General features: G+C 52.5%; 12 protein-coding genes and 1 pseudogene. 9 read left to right on the top strand and 4 right to left on the bottom strand.

Features of this window, described 5'->3' with window-relative positions:
• A partial coding sequence (locus C162_RS31285) for an ABC transporter permease (RefSeq protein WP_036701559.1) occupies nucleotides 1-795 on the top strand: 795 nt, incomplete at its 5' end.
• A 212-nt stretch (nucleotides 796-1007) separates the two neighbouring features.
• Here the strand turns inward: C162_RS31285 and C162_RS37210 are convergent.
• Nucleotides 1008-1121 carry a YjcZ family sporulation protein gene (locus C162_RS37210; protein WP_209875980.1) on the bottom strand — a complete coding sequence of 38 codons (114 nt, stop codon included), beginning with the start codon at nucleotides 1119-1121 and terminating at the stop codon, nucleotides 1008-1010.
• A gap of 158 nt (nucleotides 1122-1279) precedes the next feature.
• Nucleotides 1280-2581 carry an aminotransferase class I/II-fold pyridoxal phosphate-dependent enzyme gene (locus tag C162_RS31280; protein ID WP_036701574.1) on the bottom strand — a complete coding sequence of 434 codons (1302 nt, stop codon included), beginning with the start codon at nucleotides 2579-2581 and terminating at the stop codon, nucleotides 1280-1282.
• 223 nt (nucleotides 2582-2804) lie between these two features.
• Between C162_RS31280 and C162_RS31275 the strand changes: the two genes are divergently transcribed.
• The 7 genes and pseudogenes from C162_RS31275 to C162_RS31245 all read left to right on the top strand — a co-directional run bounded on the left by C162_RS31275 (nucleotide 2805) and on the right by C162_RS31245 (nucleotide 9509).
• Complete coding sequence (locus C162_RS31275; protein ID WP_036701557.1) at nucleotides 2805-3590, top strand: helix-turn-helix domain-containing protein; 786 nt, start codon at nucleotides 2805-2807, stop codon at nucleotides 3588-3590.
• A 382-nt stretch (nucleotides 3591-3972) separates the two neighbouring features.
• Nucleotides 3973-4722, top strand: coding sequence for a 2,3-diphosphoglycerate-dependent phosphoglycerate mutase (gene gpmA / locus C162_RS31270; protein WP_036701556.1), 750 nt, complete (start codon nucleotides 3973-3975; stop codon nucleotides 4720-4722).
• A 247-nt stretch (nucleotides 4723-4969) separates the two neighbouring features.
• Entirely contained in the window at nucleotides 4970-5479 is a 510-nt protein-coding gene (locus tag C162_RS34825) for a DUF2569 domain-containing protein (RefSeq protein ID WP_162174503.1), read from the top strand.
• A gap of 376 nt (nucleotides 5480-5855) precedes the next feature.
• Nucleotides 5856-6326: pseudogene (locus C162_RS31260) on the top strand (PTS sugar transporter subunit IIA); the annotation flags it as partial.
• Nucleotides 6327-6366: 40 nt separating this feature from the next.
• Complete coding sequence (locus C162_RS31255) at nucleotides 6367-7200, top strand: PRD domain-containing protein (RefSeq protein WP_036701552.1); 834 nt, start codon at nucleotides 6367-6369, stop codon at nucleotides 7198-7200.
• A 95-nt stretch (nucleotides 7201-7295) separates the two neighbouring features.
• On the top strand, nucleotides 7296-8723 hold the full coding sequence (locus tag C162_RS31250; protein ID WP_036701551.1) for a PTS transporter subunit EIIC: 1428 nt from the start codon (nucleotides 7296-7298) through the stop codon (nucleotides 8721-8723).
• 36 nt (nucleotides 8724-8759) lie between these two features.
• Nucleotides 8760-9509 carry a ChbG/HpnK family deacetylase gene (locus C162_RS31245; protein ID WP_036701549.1) on the top strand — a complete coding sequence of 250 codons (750 nt, stop codon included), beginning with the start codon at nucleotides 8760-8762 and terminating at the stop codon, nucleotides 9507-9509.
• 76 nt (nucleotides 9510-9585) lie between these two features.
• On the opposite strand, the gene asd is transcribed toward C162_RS31245, so the two are convergent.
• The gene (gene asd / locus C162_RS31240) at nucleotides 9586-10377 is read right to left on the bottom strand and encodes an archaetidylserine decarboxylase (RefSeq protein ID WP_036701546.1); all 792 of its coding nucleotides are present in this window, start codon (nucleotides 10375-10377) and stop codon (nucleotides 9586-9588) included.
• A gap of 91 nt (nucleotides 10378-10468) precedes the next feature.
• Nucleotides 10469-11566, bottom strand: coding sequence for a YheC/YheD family endospore coat-associated protein (locus tag C162_RS31235; protein WP_036701544.1), 1098 nt, complete (start codon nucleotides 11564-11566; stop codon nucleotides 10469-10471).
• 216 nt (nucleotides 11567-11782) lie between these two features.
• Between C162_RS31235 and C162_RS31230 the strand changes: the two genes are divergently transcribed.
• The gene (locus C162_RS31230; protein ID WP_036701543.1) at nucleotides 11783-16897 is read left to right on the top strand and encodes a WIAG-tail domain; all 5115 of its coding nucleotides are present in this window, start codon (nucleotides 11783-11785) and stop codon (nucleotides 16895-16897) included.
• Nucleotides 16898-17145 lie beyond the last annotated feature (248 nt).

Raw genomic sequence — 17145 nt, 5'->3', positions numbered from 1 at the left:
CTGATTCTGGTCAAGCTGTTATCCAGCTACGGGTTATGGCGGGAGACAGCGATGCTCTCCCGCCCCGCTGCGGCAGGCTATAACCTGCTGCGCTGGGCAGCCGGCGGTCTAATGGTTGGGGCATGGCTATGGCAGCCGTCCATGCGCGCTCTGATCTTCATCCTGATTCTGGCCGCAGCCTATCTGGCCGCACTGGCTGTTCCCGGACGGCATGCTGTTCCGTGGGAACGCCTGATCACTATGGAGAAGAACCAGGGAACCCGGGCGCTGATGGTCCTCGGCTGGTTCGTCGATGTTCCGGGACGCGAGCAGCGGGTCTATGCCCGCCGTTATCTGTCGCGTTGGGGCAGCGGGCTCAGCTGGCAGCGGGATTCCGCCTACCGGTTCCTCCTGACCAAAAGCTTTGCCCGTGGTGACGTCTTCGGCATCGTCCTGCGGATGGCGGTGCTGGACCTGTTCCTGGTGTGGATGATGAAGGACAGCTATCTCGGCAGCGGCATCTATGTATTCTTCCTCTTCCTGATGGGCATTCAGCTGACGGCGCTGCGCAAGCTGCACAGCGAATCGTTCTGGCTGACCGTCTACCCGCTGCCGGAGGGCAGCAAGGGCAAGGGAACGATCCAGTTTGTCTTCCGGGCCCATCTGGTCCTGGCGCTGCTGACCGGATTGCCGCTCCTGCTTCAGGCCGGGCAGCTGGAAGTACTGTCTACCTTCGCCTGCGGATTCCTGCTCGCGTATCTGTTCAAGGTAAGCTCCGCCCGCAAGGAAGCGCGTGCGGATGAAGACGACCTGTAGAACGGATTGCAGCAGCAGACAAGGCGTCACCCGCAAGCGGGTGTGCTTATAACAAATGGCCTCAGGCTCTCGCGAATGCGGAGTCTGAGGCCATTTTCAGAAGAAAAGAATGTATAATAGGGAATTCCCTCTTCATCTCAGGTGGTGCAGGGAATGCTATAACACGTGGATCGGAGAGAGCGCGCAGCTCCCTCCAGGGGACTCACTCCCTGTTAGACAAAGAGTGAACGGCTGATGATGACCAGCAGGATAAAGAGAACCAGAATGGCTCCAGTGCTTGTGAACCCGCCGCCGTATCCGTATCCGCCTCTAACTTCTTCGCTCATTGTTCATTCCCCTTTCGCGTGTGAGTGTGTTGTACTTGAGTACATCGTATTGTATGTGCGGAGGGCAGAACGTGTATAGGCCAATGCCGTAGCACCGGGCAAAAAAAATCAGCCCCGTAATTCCGGGGCTGATGAACGTATTCAAAGGCTGCTGTATATCAGACCTTCTCCAAATCACGGATGCCTGCATAGACGAGATCGAACAGATCTTCCAGCTGATCCTCCTCGATACAGGAGAAGGCAATGCGCAGGTCGCTCTCGCCAAGGGCGATGGTGCCCAGGCCGTAGGTGTGAATCAGGTGAAGCCGCAGATCTTCCGCAGAGACGGTAAAGAGCTTCAGGCACATGAAGTACCCGGAGTTGAACGGATAATAGGTCCACACATCATCGCCGTATTTACCGCTGTCCAGCAGCGCCTTCACTTTGTTGGCCCGGCCTTTCATGATCTGGAACTTCTCTTCCTTCTGTGCAGCGAATTCCGGTGCCTTCAACGCGTCGAGCACGAAGGTCTGGGACGGATGTGCGCCGCTGGAGATGGTAGCCCGGATAATACCGAGGGTTTTTTGTTCCAGCGCTGCCAGCAGCTCCTTGTCCTCCGAAGCGTAGGTGATGAAGCCGACGCGGAAGCCCCAGACGAATTCTTCCTTGGTAGCTCCGTCAATCTTGACCGCCAGCACGCGCGGATGCAGGTTCGCCAGCTTGCCGAACAGGGATTCCTTGAGCGAATCCTCGAAAAAGAGTCCGAAATAAGCATCATCGCTGACCACTACCACATTAACGCCTGCTTCGGCGGCACGCAGGATAGCGGCAACAATAGCCTCGCCTTCTGCAAGGCCGGGCGTATATCCGGTTGGATTATTCGGGAAGTTAAGCAGGACGATGGCTTTGCCGCGGTCCTTCTGGGCCAGCAGGGCATCCAGCAGCCCTTCGCTGTTGAAGCTCATGTCCTCCGTGAAGAGCGGGTAATTCACGGTTTCGGTCAGCCGGCGGATGCCGAAGGTCAGCTCGTAGTTCTCCCAGTTTTTGTCCGGATAAATGACGACATCCCCTTGCTCTGCGAACAGATCGGCAACGATGCTAAGCCCGTGGGTCAGCGCATTCGTGACGATTGGATTACTGAAAGACTTGCCTTCAAGCGACGGATTCTCACGCAGCATCTTCTCCCGCCAGACGGCGCGAAGCTCCGGCTTGCCTGCTGGAGGCGCATAGCCGTACAGGTCTTTGGGACTGTAGGCGGAGAGTTTATCCTGGATTACGCCAAGGTGCATCGGCAACCCGTTCTCGGTAGCAATCCCGATAGTGGCGTTATACTTTTTAGCATGAGCCGTTGCCTCTGCGGATTGGCTCAGAATCCCCTCTTTGGGAAAATAGATCGCTTTACCGAGACTCGAGAGCATATCGTATACATGTTCATTGCCTGCCTTGATGCTGTCATTCAATTGTCCAGCCAGTGGATTCATCAGTTTCATCCTTCCGGTATTCTTCTGGGATATATACGTTAACATTGCCTAACATTATAACACCGTGGATTGCCGCCGTCACTGAGTAATGCGGTGATTTGATAAATAGTTTTGGAATCCGGCGGCGGTCTGCTTCATTGCGTCATGCGGAAGATGTACAAACAGGAACCGGACAAGGTATTATGAAAAGTAAGCTAACGCTACATCTATAGGAGGGAACGATATGCTTCATGCATCGCCATCCTCTTTTGTCATCCTCCCGGCCCTGGCGAAGATTGTCTGTGAACCGGGCTGGAAATGGCAGAAAAGAGAGAAGCCGCTGCAAAACTATGACTTGTTCTATGTCTGGAGTGGAGAGGGTACGGTTGTGCGTAACGGCGTGCCCTATCAGGTGGGGAAGGGAAGCTGCTTCCTGTTCCGGCCGGGGGATTATACCAGTGCCACACATAATCCGCAGAAACCGCTTGTCATTACATATATTCACTTCGATGTGACGGAGGAGGTCACGGAGCTGCCGGCCCCTTACCATGAGCTGACCGAGACGGTGGAGTTCGAGCATCTGCTCGCCCGTTATGTCCGGCTGTTCCTGGTGCAGACCTATGCGGCGGAGGAGGAAGGCCGTCTGATTCTGAAGCAGCTCATGATTCATCTGCTGCGGCAGGATCAGGCGAGGCCGGTCGAGCGCCATGTCAGCAATCAGCTGGCGGAGGTGATCCACGAGGTCGCCAACTATGTCAGCCAGCATCCCGGGGCCGCGCACCGGGTAGAGGACCTGGCCGCCCGGGCGGGGCTGTCCCCGCGTTACTTCTCAATCAAGTTCAAGGAGATCACCGGCTCCTCGGTCCAGTCCTATGTGATCCGCGCACGGATCGAACGGGCCCAGCATCTGCTGCTGTATGCGGGCATGAATGTCACGGAGGTCGCAGATGCGCTCGGCTACCGTGATATCTTCTTTTTCAGCCGCCAATTCAAGCAGCATACCGGGAAAAGCCCGTCAGAGATCCGCTGAAGCAGCGGGGGGAGTATCGTGCTGAGTGTGGTGTAGGTATTTCGGGTGCTAGGTGTGCTGTGTGTGCCATGTGTGCTTGATGTGCTATGAGTGCCATGCGTGCTATGTGTGCTATGCGGACCGAGCGGACCTTATTGTGCGAAAAAGTCACTTATTCCCCACGCTACGGACTCAGGGGCCGTTATCTGACTGATTGGGGCTGAAATAGAGGAGTATAGGCAAACTTAAGAGCATCTGTGTCCGCTTGCCTGCGTGATCAGGCAGAATAGCTGAAATAGCGGCTTTCCAGTCCGCAAGATAGGCCTGAAGTTGAAGCGGACACTGCTCTGTGACAGAATAGAAGCAAGAGAAGCCAATCATACACGGGAGAAGGAGAATACTTATGTACGAAATCGTTCTGATACGGCATGGTGAGAGTGAATACAACCGGCAGAATCTGTTTACGGGCTGGAGTGATCCCGATCTGACGGAGAAGGGCGTGGAGGAGGCCATGAAAGCGGGCCGGCTGCTGAAGGAGAACGGATACACCTTCGATCTTGCATTCGCTTCGGTGCTGAAGCGTTCAATCAAGACGCTGAACTATATTCTGGATGAGATGGACCTGCTGTGGATTCCGGTGCAGAAGTCGTGGAAGTTGAATGAGCGCCATTACGGGGCGCTGCAGGGCCTCAGCAAGAGCGAGACCGCTCTGAAATACGGTGAGGAGCAGCTCCATATCTGGCGGCGCAGCCTCTCCGTCCGGCCTCCGATGCTGGAGTCGGATGACCCACGTTATGCGAGACACGATGTCCGCTACAAGGAAGTGCGTCCGGGTGACATCCCGCGCGGCGAGAGCCTGGAGGATACCGTACACCGGGTCGGTGATTTCTGGACCAACCGGATTGTACCGCTGATCCGCAAGAAGGAGCGGGTCCTGATCTCGGCGCACGGCAACACGCTGCGGGCCCTGATCAAGTATATGGAGGATATCGACGAGACCGCGCTGCTCGACCTCAACATCCCGACCGGCGTCCCGCTCGTCTACAAGCTCGACGACGATGTGAAGCCGATCAGCCGCTTCTATCTCGGCGAACCGGAAGAGGTGCAGCAGAAGGCGCGTGAGGTGGCGAATCAGAGTAAGGTTACGGAGTAACCGGAGCAGCGCTGCGTTCAGCTTAGGCTATATAATAAAGGGAGTATTCCAGCCGATATGGGGGTTGGGGTACTCTTTTTTTTTGAAAATTTAAGTAATTATCCTTCTATTTCTCGCTGAAGCGGTACCGTCCTTTAAAAGGATGATAATGCCGTGTTCACTTAGTATTTTACATAATTTGTAGTAGAGTGTAAGGGGAAATATGTATATTCTTGTTAAGGCTACACTATATAAGGAGGAACAAATTGTGGAAATAAATGTACAACCTGCTTCACCCCAAACCTATCCACCGCTACGCCCGTCAGGTCTCGGAGGCTGGCTGGTGCTGGTGCAGATCGGGTTAGTCGCAACATTATTTCAAGTGTCGTTACAGCTGATTAACTACAATATTCCAAGCTTCGGCCGGGAGTATTGGGATCTTCTGGCATCCCCGCAAGGGGAAATGAACCATCCGCTCTGGGCGCCGGCCTTTATATTTGAAGCCGCTGCGAACGGAGTGCTGCTATTGCTGACTATTTTTACTTTGATTTTGTTTTATCAAAAAAAGGCACGCCTGCCGCGCATGATGATTCTGCTCTATTCCGTCAACCTGCTGATAGGGATCATTGACTATGTGCTCGTGATGAATATTCCTGTTGCCAGTGAGCTGCAGGATGGAAGCAGTATGCGTGATCTGATTAGAGCGGTATTCACCTGTGCGTTGTGGACAGCCTACTTCCGGAAATCGGAGCGCGTAAGGTACACCTTTATCCATTAAAAAGGTCCGGGTGATGCCGGCATCTGAAATCATTTAGAAGCTGGAGGGTATTATTTCGCACAATTATAATTAACAAAAAGAAAACGCATACTTATCTCTTGCCAAACGAAATTTAGTATGATATTTTAAATGTGGGCTTGTTACTGAAAAGGCATAACCCAGGACATGTATGCTATTACATGTTTTGGGCTATGCCTTTTTGTATTCTTCGAGACCTAAGGAGTCTAAGAGGTTAGTTCAAACTAAAAAGGGATATGTTAAAGGAGAGGCTATCATGAATGATCATAAGTTATCTGTAGAGAAATTAGACAAGAAAAAAGGGTTGTTTAATAAATTTATTGATAAAATTTCTGGCACATCAAAAGAGGAACCGGTAGAAACGAGTACAGCGGCTGATACGATTATAGGCAGCCCAATGAAAGGGCAAGTGGTTCCTCTCAGTGCTGTAAAAGATGAAGCCTTCTCTTCAGAAGCACTGGGGAAGGGGGTTGCGATCGTTCCAACCGAAGGAAAAGTCTATGCTCCCGTTGATGGGATCATGACAAACATTTTTCCATCTGGTCATGCTCTTGGTATTACAAGTGTAAAAGGCGTCGAGGTTTTAATTCATGTGGGCCAGGATACTGTGAAATTAAAGGGCAAACATTTCAAACCCGTGGTTAAGCAAGGACAGCCGGTGAAGAAGGGGGATTTACTGCTAGAGTTCGACATAGATGAGATTAAAGCGGCTGGATTTGATATAACGACACCGGTTATCATTTCTAATACCGCTGAGTTTTCCGGAGTTCATGAAACCGATAAACTTACGATTGATTACAACGAGCAATTGCTGCTAGTCGCCATCTAAATGATGCCCTGCAACTAAGCTACTGAAGGTGGGGTTGCTGATGAAAGTGATTAAGAAAATTAACAACAACGTAGCTCTATGCTTGGATGGCAACAATAAGGAATTAATCGCCTTTGGAAAAGGAATAGGATTTCCGGAAATGCCTTATGAAATTACAGATTTAAGTCAGATATCCATGACATTTTATCGGATTGACAATAAGCTTTATAACTTTATTCAGGAGATTCCGGAGAATGTGTTTGAAATTGTGGCTCTAATCGTAAAAAAGGCTCAATTAGAAATAAAAAGCAACCTGAATCCCAATCTTGTGGTTGGTCTCTCTGATCACATTAACTTCGCGCTCATCCGTATGCAAAATTATAAAAAAATGCAAATGTTGTTTTCTTATGATGTGCAACAGCTGTATCCAAAAGAAACTGAGCTTGGAAGATATGCAGTTAAGCTTATTCAAGAGAGACTATTTGTAACCTTACCTGATAGTGAAATTACAAATATTGCGATGCATTTTGTTAATGCACAAGAAGAAAGGGAGCCAGATGAAGGAACCGCTGCAGAGGCTCTGATTTTAGAAATAGCTGATCAGATCGAAAATTTTTATTCGATTACAATTGATAGAAATGACTTCAATTATAATAGATTTGCCATGCACCTGAGATACTTTCTAAAAAGAGTAAACAATAAATCACAGTTCAAAGATGATAAAGCTTCCTTCATGCAAGAAATTAAAAATTCAAACCCACAGGTTTATGAATGTGCCTATAAGATTGGAGATTTTATTAATCAAAGGCTAGACTCTAAAAGTACAGAAGATGAGATTTTGTACCTGATGATGCATATTTACCGGATTGTCCGAAATACGAAAATTGAAGACTAGGGATTGTAACTCGTAATGGAGGCATTACCCAAAGCTATGTGAGTGCGTACTCATATTAGCTTTGGGTTTTTTTATTAAAATAAGGAGTGATCATAATGGCTCAAAACGAAAAAATTGAAAAGACAGCAAGTGAAGTATTAAAAGCAGTTGGAGGGAAAGACAATATTACCACGGTTACACATTGTATGACTAGACTGCGGTTTAACCTCAAGGATGAGAGTATACCAAATGCGGAAGATATCAAAAAGATTCCAGGTGTTTTAGGTACTGTGAATGCAGGAGGACAATTCCAAATCGTGATTGGGCAGACGGTTGACCAAGTCTACAAATCTTTAACTTCAAAGGGTGGAATGGCGAATGTTGTAGAAGCCGACGAAGATTCTGTAAAACAGAAAAAACAAATAACTTTAAAATCCATTGGAAGTGCTGTCCTTGACGCTATTGCCGGTTGTCTCACGCCTTTGATCCCGCTTCTGCTGGCCGTCTCTATGTTTAAGTTACTAGTAGCTGTACTGGGTCAAAATATGCTTAATGTCCTTAATGAATCCAGTGATCTATACACTTTGTTAACCCTTGTTGGAGATGCAGGATTCTACTTCTTCCCGGTTGTGGTCGGTTATACGGCTGCTAAGAAGTTCGGTGCCACACCAGTGTTAGCTATGTTTTTAGGTGGTATTATGATTCATCCAACCATCATAGATATTGCGACTAAAGGTACTGCTTTTTCCGTACTGGGAATTCCAAGTAAAATTCAAAATTATTCCAGTACCATTTTGCCGGTCATCATGTCTGTATGGGTGATGTCCTACATTGAAAAATTCATCAAAAAACATCTCCCTAACACCCTAAAGAGCATTTTGGCACCCTCGCTAACTATTTTTATTATGCTTCCAATTGCTCTTACAGTGCTTGGACCGGTAGGATCTTTCTTAGGGAGTTATATCAGCAATGGACTATTAGGCTTATCTGGTGTAACAGGATTTCTTGGAGTTGCAATTATTGCCGCACTCTATGAGTTCCTCGTAATAAGTGGAATGCATCTTGTGTTAATCACTACACTTATTCTCGCTTTTTCTACGAATGGACATGAGGCTTTGGTTATGCCTGCTGCGATTGCAGCCAGCCTTGCTGTGGCGGGCATGTGTTTGGGGGCAGGACTTCGAATTAAGGAGAGGGAACAACGTAATCTATCCGTAGGATTTTTTGTAGCCGCAATTATTGGTGGAGTTACCGAACCTGGCCTTTATGGTGTAGGTATGAGGTATAAACGTCCGTTTATAGGAATGATTATCGGTGGATTTGCGGGTGGTCTCTATGCAGGTCTAACGGGGGTAACCGCGTATACCTTTATTCCGGTAGCAAGCTTTCTATCTGTCTTTGGCTTTGTCGGGGGGCCTATGTCCAATCTGGTGAATGGTATTATTTCAGCAGTGATTGCCTTTATAGTTTCCACAATCGCTACTTATTTTTTGGGTTTCAAGAAAGGCGATCCGCTTATTACGAGCAATGCCGACAATCGTTAAGAGGAATCATTGTATTGAATGTGAGGGGGACTTGAAATGAAAAAATTATTATTAAGGGCTGATGATCTAGGCTACTCCGAAGGAGTTAATTACGGTATTGCTAAAAGTGTAAAAGACGGCATCATTGGAAGTGTGGGAGTAATGCCCAATATGCCGGCTGCTGTGCACGGGCTAGAACTGTTAAAGGATGCAGATGTTTGCTTGGGGCAACACACTAATGTATGTCTTGGCAGACCGCTCACTCCTCCCGACTTAATACCAAGCATCACAAATAAAAACGGGGAATTTAAATCATCGCGTGAATACCGCCAGACCGAAGAAGACTTTGTCGTTCTTGATGAAGTCATCCTTGAAATTGAAGCTCAATACCATAGATTTGTCGAGCTTGTTGGTGAACCTCCGCGTTATTTTGAAGGTCATGCCGTTTTCAGTGCTAACCTCTTAAAAGGTCTGGAAATCGTCGCGGAAAAGTACGGTCTTAAATATTCTGGATTTTCTATGGATGATAATCCTGTAAAGATTGGAAGCAAGGATGTTTTATTTCATATGGACAGTATGAAGCCTGATTATGTTCCTTTTGAGTCTTTAAGATCCGCTATGAAAAATGCCGAAAAAGATGAATACCATATGTTTATCTGTCATCCTGGCTATGTGGACGGATATCTTTTGAAAAACTCGTCTCTCACCTTGCCAAGGCCATTGGAAGTAGATATGTTATGCGATCCCAAGACAAGAGAATGGCTGATTGAAGCAGGAATAGAGCTAATTACTTATGATGAACTATAAAGCTCTTAAAGTTAAATATAAAAAGGACTTCGGGCTTATTCTGCCTGAAGTCCTTTTTTTAAAGAAAATGTTACTGTCAAACCGGCCGCCGCATCTCTCCCAGCAGCTCGCCCATCTTCACCTTCATGTCCGGAGCAAGCCCGGGGCGCGGGGTGAAGGTGCCGCTCTCCATCAGCAGAACTACCGTGGAACCGAATTCGAAATATGCCAGGTCATCGCCGCATTGCCACTCTCTGGCCGTCTCGTCGGTGTAGCGGATACTGCTCACATTCATTGCGCCTACCTTGACCACGGCGGTCTCGCCATGGCTGCCGGCTATATAAGTAATCAGCCGTTCATTGCGGCTCAGGACACTCTTCATATGGCGCATGCCGAAATCATTCACGGGGTAAGCCCGGCCGCGGATATAATCGCTCTCCCTCAGCTGCCCGGTTAACGGGGAGTGAATCCGGTGATAATCGGTAGGGCTTAAGTAGAGGACGAAATAATAGCCTTTCTTGTACAGTTCAAGGTGTGGTGAGTGATTAAGCAAATCCTCCAGCGTATAATCCTGCCCCTTCACATTCATTATCGTGCCGCAGTTGATTTCGCCCATTGCCGTAATCATAGCGTCTACAGGACTGGCTACGGCATGCTCACCGCTGGCCACCGGGCGCATTCCCGGCTTCAGGCGGCGGCTGAAGAATTCATTCAGTGTACGGTATTCTCCGGCAGTCTTCTCCGCCTCGGCGGCAGGAATCTGATAGGAACGAATAAATACCGGAATCATAAGGCGGCTGAGTCTGCTGTGGGATAAAGCCCCCATCAACCTGGAAAGCCATCTGTGCGAGGATAGCTCGGTCATCAGCCGCAGCAATTGTTTAACCATGCCCATCTCCCTTCCATCATGCAGCAGTAAAAATCCCGTGCCAAGGGACTCCACCCGCTCTGCATTATATTGACATAGAATAGGAGACAAATCAATAAGAGTTCATTCTTAATGCTTCTTCGTACAGATATCTGGCATAGCCCATAGGCTGGCGGTAGCTGTCTTTCCATACCCCGCGCAGTCCGGCTTTCTGGAAGCCGTAACGCTGGTCGCGCCCGTTGCATTCAATGAAATACAGATGTCCGTGCTTCGTGACACCGATGTCCAGACCGATATCGGCCAGCCCCGGCAGACTCTTCTCCAGCTCACGGGCGATGGCGAGACTGAGGGAGAGGACGGACATACGGATTCTGGCTGCCTCTTCTCCAGGGAATGCCTGCTCCAGCGCAAAAGATGACTTCAGGGCTTCGCCCCCTCTGGCGATGTTCGATACAAAGCCGCCGGGTGCAGCCAGCTTGGCGAACAGGCCGGTGACCTGCCACGCTCCGCCCCAGCCCCGTTGTACCGTGACACGCAGGTCAAAAGGGCGTCCGTTAATCTCGGCCAGCGGAATCCGTTCCTGGACCAGATAGGGCACGGAAGAGAGCCGGGCGCGGAGGATCCGGGGAAGGGCGTCTGGGTTTACGGCTCTGCTAACCTTGCGTCTTGAGCCAGAGAGAGAGTAGCTCCAGAGCCATCGCCCTTCGCCGCTGCGGGTGAGCCGCATCACGCCGTTACCCACGCTGCCCCGGCAAGGCTTGAGGATCAGATCCGGGTAGCGGTTCATCATCTCCCTCAAGCCGGAAAGTCCGCTTGCTGTGACTGGCAGAACGGCTTGTAGTTCCCGGCTGCGCTCCAGCAGGCTGTGAATCTGATCCTTGCCGTAACGATTGCAGGTGTTGTATACCTGAATACCCTGCTGGAGCAAGCGCTCGACGCCGGTGCTGCGCGGATCATAGATTGCCCGGTTGTGGATGACCTCCGGCGTAGGGACGATCTGTCTCCGGTAGCCTTGCGGACCTTTCTTCATATAGACACTGCTGAAGCCTGACGCCACGTTGATGTCAGACAGCTTCACAAAGCAGGGGGTTAATCCGTATGCGGCGGCGGCCTCTTCGTAGTTAGCCAGAGATTCCTGTCCGGTTTTTAACCGGGGAACGCCCCCGTGCATAGCGGCATTTAGCAGTATCCCAACGAGCTTTTGCCCCATGTTCGTTCCTCCTGTTATTTTGAAGTACTTCCCGGCTGTTTTTATGTCTCCTGTCATTGTATGTATGTATGTGCCCGTAAGGGTTGGACGGATGCGCGGCGGCAGATGCCCTTTTTTGGAAGGGGAAGAATGGATTCCAGGCAAGAGAAGGGTGTCATCCGCCCATGCTGCTGCATATGATGCCTAGAAGATACAGATGGAAGGAGGAGACTGCTTGTGAAGGGTCCCAAACGAAAACAGCAGCGCAGTACAAAAAGACCGCTCTATTACGTGGATAATCCCGATACGACTGAACTTAGCATGTTGGACAGCAGTCCCAAAACACAGAAAACCCAACAATCGGCAGCGGTGGAATCGGCTGAGGCAGAAGATATTACCCTGCAGGTGAGCGGGGTGGAGATGCTGGAAGTGACCGCCCCGCCCCAGCAGACTGTACCTGCACTGGAGGGGAATCAGGGAACCGTGAAGGAAGAGGTGCTCGGGCAGGAGGACCGTGCTGCCCTGCTTGAAGCTGAGGTAACGGCTCCCCTGGAAAAGGAACGCCTCCAGCCCGTATACACCGATGATCTGTCTGATGGCGCCGTCACCGGTGCCAAGATTGCTCCACGTACCATTGACGGGTCCAGGCTAAAGCATGGCATCATCGGCACACCCTGGCTGCAGGACTATGCAGTGCAGAGCATCAACCTTGCGGACCGGGCGGTAACCTCCTCGAAGATAGCGCCGGAGTCCATTACTGGTGAGCATCTGGCGGAGAGCAGCGTCAGCGGAGGCAAGCTGCTGGATCACTCCATTGGCGGGGAAAAGCTGAAGGACGGCAGCGTCGGTCCAGAGAAGCTGGCAGACCGGATGATCAGCGGAGGACATATCTCCGATGGTGCCATCAGCAGCCGGCATCTGAGTGAGTTCATCATCACAGCGGAGCTGCTGGATGATGGGGCGGTGACTGGTGAGAAGATTCTCAGCAGCAGCATTGACAGCCGCCATCTCAGCAACGGCAGTATTGACCGCTCTAAGCTGGCTGACGAAGCAGTGTCCGCCGACAAAATCGCCGATGGTGAGATCAGCGGTGTCAAGCTGGGCGATGCGGTGATCGAGAGCCGGCATGTGGGAGAAGGCGTCATTACCGCCAAGCATCTGGCACCGGGTGCCATTGGACGGGAACAGCTGGCGGCGCGCCTGATCGGCAAGGAACAGCTTCAGCCCGGTATTATTGAGAGCGGGCATCTCGCGGATGGGGCTGCCGGGTCCCGGCAGATCGGGGCGAAGGCTGTCCGCAGCCAGCATATTAACCCGGAGAGCATCCATGCGGACCATATCGCGGAAGGTGAAATTGGCAGCCGTCATCTGGCAGACCGCAGCATTTCTTTTGTGAAGCTGGCGGATGGTGCGGTAGGGACTACACAGCTGATTGAGCAGGCGGTTACCTCTTCCAAAATAGCGGATCAGAGCATTCTGGCCCATAAACTGGCTGACGAAGCCGTAATGACGCGCCATATTGCGAAATCCGCTGTCCGCAGTGCGCAGATTGCCGCGCAGGCTGTCACTTCGGCACATTTGCAGCGCGATGCCGTGGATAATTCTCATCTAGCCGCAGAGTCTGTAGGCTCAGCCCAGCTGCAGGAGCACTCCGTCCTGACCGGCCATCTGGCCAAAGGGGCAGTTACGGAAGAACAACTGGGATATGAATCCGTTACTGGAGAACATATTAGCCCGCAGAGTATTACCGCAGCCAAGCTGGCGGACGGCAGCATCATTACCGCCAAGCTGGCCATGGGCGCGGTCGGGGGGACGATCCTTGCAAAGGAAGCTGTCAGCGGAGAGCATATTGCGGTCTGCGCCGTGGAGGAGAAGCACCTGGCGGACGGCAGCATCAGCGGGCGGGTGCTGCAGGAGGAGGCTGTAGATGCTGGTCATCTGGCATCCGGCGCCATAGAACGCCGGCATCTGGGAGACAGCAGTGTGACTTCATCGGCGCTGCAATCCGGTTCGGTCACGGGAGATAAGCTGTCCTCCGGTGCCGTCAAGGAGGCTCATCTTACTGCGGCGATCGTGCAGCCGCATCATTTGGCTGACTATGCCGTCACTTCCCTGAAGTTATCGCCGGAGAGTGTCTCGACAGATAAGCTGGGCGATCTGGCCGTCACTTCAATCAAGCTGGCGGACGGAAGTGTAAGTGCGGAGAAGCTGGCAGCCTCAGCAGTGCAAAGTGAGCATCTGTCGGCAGGCGCGGTCGGCCCGGATTCGCTTAAGGATACGTCTGTACAAGGCAGACATCTTGCAGCGGGCAGCGTGGGCGGTGGACATATCCGGCCGATGTCGATCGGCAACGGACATCTTATTCCAAGCTCTGTCTCATCGATCCAGATTCAGGATGGCAGCATCAGCGCCGCCAAGCTGGCAGAGGGAGCGGTAGCTTCCCAACATCTCACCCCCGGCAGTGTGGGCGGAAGCCAGCTGGCTGAGGCCTCAGTGGAAGGTAGGCATCTCGCGGATGGCGGCATTAGCCTGGCGCATCTGGCGGAGGAGGTCCGCAGTGCGGAGCTACTGCCTAACGGCAGCATTGGCGCAGAGAAGCTGGCAGCAGGTGCTGTAGAATCGGTTCATTTGGCTGAAGCCATTGTTCAAGCCGTTCATTTGGCACCGGCAGCGGTAGAAGCCCGGCATATCGGTGCCGGAGAGATTACGCTGGCCCATCTGGCCAAGGAGACGCGCAGCGCGGATCTTCTCCCGGATGGCAGCATCGCAGGCAGCAAGCTGGGAGCAGGGGTGGTAGGGGCCTTCCATCTGGCTGCGGGCAGTGTGTATAGCGGCCACCTGGCTGCGGATGCAGTAAGCAGCCGGCATATCCGCGCCGGTAGCATTCAGCTCAGTCATCTGGCTCCTGATACGCGGGGCGCGGACCTGCTGCCGGATGGCAGTATAGGTGGAAGAAAGCTGGCTGAAGGCGCAGTGGATTCGCAGCATCTCCAGCCGCAGAGTGTGGACGCAGAGCATCTTGCAGGCGGAGTGATTCAGGAGCGTCATTTGGGCTCAGGAATTATCAGGCTGGCGCATCTGGCAGAGGAGACGAGAAGTGCGGAGATACTGCCGGACGGCAGTATAGATGCAAGTAAGCTTGCTGAGGGCGCAGTGGATTCGCAGCATCTCCAGCCGCAGAGCGTGGGCGCAGAGCATCTTGCAGGCGGAGTGATCCAGGAGCGTCATTTGGGCTCAGGAATTATCAGGCTGGCGCATCTGGCAGAGGAGACGAGAAGTGCGGAGCTGCTGCCGGATGGCAGTATAGGTGGAAGGAAGCTGGCTGAAGGCGCAGTGGATTCGCAGCATCTCCAGCCACAGAGCGTGGACGCAGAGCATCTTGCAGATGGAGTGATTCAGGAGCGTCATTTGGGCTCAGGAGTTATCCGGCTGGCGCATCTGGCAGAGGAAACGAGAAGTGCGGAGCTGCTGCCGGATGGCAGTATAGGTGGAAGAAAGCTGGCTGAAGGCGCAGTGGATTCGCAGCACCTCCAACCGCAGAGTGTGGACGCAGAGCATCTTGCAGGCGGAGTAATTCAGGAGCGTCATCTGGGGTCGGGGATTATCCGGCTGGCGCATCTGGCGGAGGAGACGAGAAGTGCTGACCTGCTGCCGGATGGCAGTATTAGAGGAAGCAAGCTGGCAGCGGGTTCTGTGGGTTCTATCCATCTGGCCTCCGGCAGTATCTATGGAGGTCACCTGGCGCCTGAAGCTGTGGATGGCTGTCATATCCGTCCAGGCAGCATCAGCCTGGAGCATCTGGCCCAGGATGCCCGTACCTCCGAGCTTCTGCAGGACGGCAGCATTACAGGGGAGAAGGTTGCTCCTCACAGCATTGGAACCAGACATCTGGCGGAAGGTGCAGTGGGAAGCTCGGAGCTTCAGGATGAGGCAGTGGATGGTTCCAAAATCTCTTCCTTTGCCATCCAGTCCCGGCATCTGGAAGAAGACAGCGTGCAGAGCTACCACATTGTTCAGGGTGCGGTGAGCGGAGATCATCTGGCGACCGATTCAGTGGATAGCTGCCATCTCCGCGCGGGCAGCATCAAGCGTGAGCATCTGGCCGAGAACACGCTGACCTCTGAGCTGCTGGGTGAGGGCAGCATAGACGGCAGCAAGCTGGCGGCAGGAGCTGTGGGGTCTAACCATCTGGCTCCGGGCAGCATCTACGGAGGCCATCTGGCTCCGGGAATCGTTGACGGACGCCATATCCGCAGCGGCAGCATCGGCCTGGAGCATCTGGCCGGGGATGCGCTGACCCCCGAGCTAATCCCTGACCATAGTCTTACCGGAGAGAAGCTTGCTCTTCACAGCATCGGCACCGGGCATCTGGCTGAAGGTGCGGTAGGAAGCACCGAGCTGCAAGACGAGGCGGTGAACGCTTCCAAAATCGCTTCCTTTGCCATCCAGTCCCGGCATCTGGAAGAAGACAGCGTGCAGAGCTACCACATTGTTCAGGGTGCGGTGAGCGGAGATCATCTGGCGCCTGATTCAGTGGATAGCAGCCATCTCCGCGCGGGCAGCATCAAGCGTGAGCATCTGGCCGAGAACACGTTGACCTCCGAGTTGCTGGGAGAGGGCAGTATAGACGGAAGCAAGCTGGCGCCAGGAGCGGTGGGGCCTAATCACCTGGCTCCCGGCAGCATTTACGGAGGACATCTGGCTCCCGGAATCGTTGACGGACGGCATATCCGCAGCGGCAGCATCGGCCTGGAGCATCTGGCCGAGAATACGTTGACTTCCGAACTGCTCCCGGACCACAGTGTTACCGGAGAGAAGCTTGCTCTTCACAGCGTCGGCACCGGGCATCTGGCTGAAGGTGCGGTAGGAAGCACTGAGCTGCAGGACGAGGCGGTGAATGCTTCCAAAATCGCTCCCTTTGCCATCCAGTCCCGGCATCTGGAAGAAGAGAGCATCCAGAGTCATCATATTGCTCAGGGTGTAGTGAACGGTGATCATCTGGCTCCCGGATCCGTCCATGCGGAGCATCTGTCCTTCCATCCGGTGCAGAGTGTCGGGAACCGCGATGTTTTGCAGCAGTTCGGGATGACGGCGTTTATGTTCAATGGTGATTCTGAGAGTGTAGAGGTGACGGTCTCTTTTGACGAGAGCTTCGGTCATACCGGCTATGTGCTGGTTGCCATGGCTAACCAGCCGTACTTCCATGCCTCATTGAAGAACAGAACGGGCGGAGAAGCGACGATTGAGGTGGTACGGCTGCGCGAAACCCAGCATTTCTATGGCGTACTGTCGTGGATTGCACTTGGCACTCCGCTGGTCAAACCTGCTGTGGAGCATCGCGCTTTTGACTGATCTGCGACTATTGGCGGTTAGTGGGGTACGCGAATTCTCGTTGCTGCAACATAAGCTCAGATCGTAGACAGGTTGGAATGTGTATGAGGCGCAGCCGTTGGCTGCGTCTTTCTTTGAAATATAATCTATATGTTTCACTTGATAACTTATCTTTCTATTGCTTGCTGAACCGGGAATTGCGAGCGGAAGGACAAGCAGGGAAGCCGGGGAAATGCTGTAGCTGCTCTGAGCAGATCTGTTCCAACCTG

This window comes from Paenibacillus sp. FSL R7-269 (genome assembly GCF_000517865.1).
Lineage (GTDB): Bacteria > Bacillota > Bacilli > Paenibacillales > Paenibacillaceae > Paenibacillus_AQ.
The sequence above is the reverse complement of the archived record's forward strand: the minus strand, read 5'-3'. Positions and strand labels throughout refer to the sequence as shown.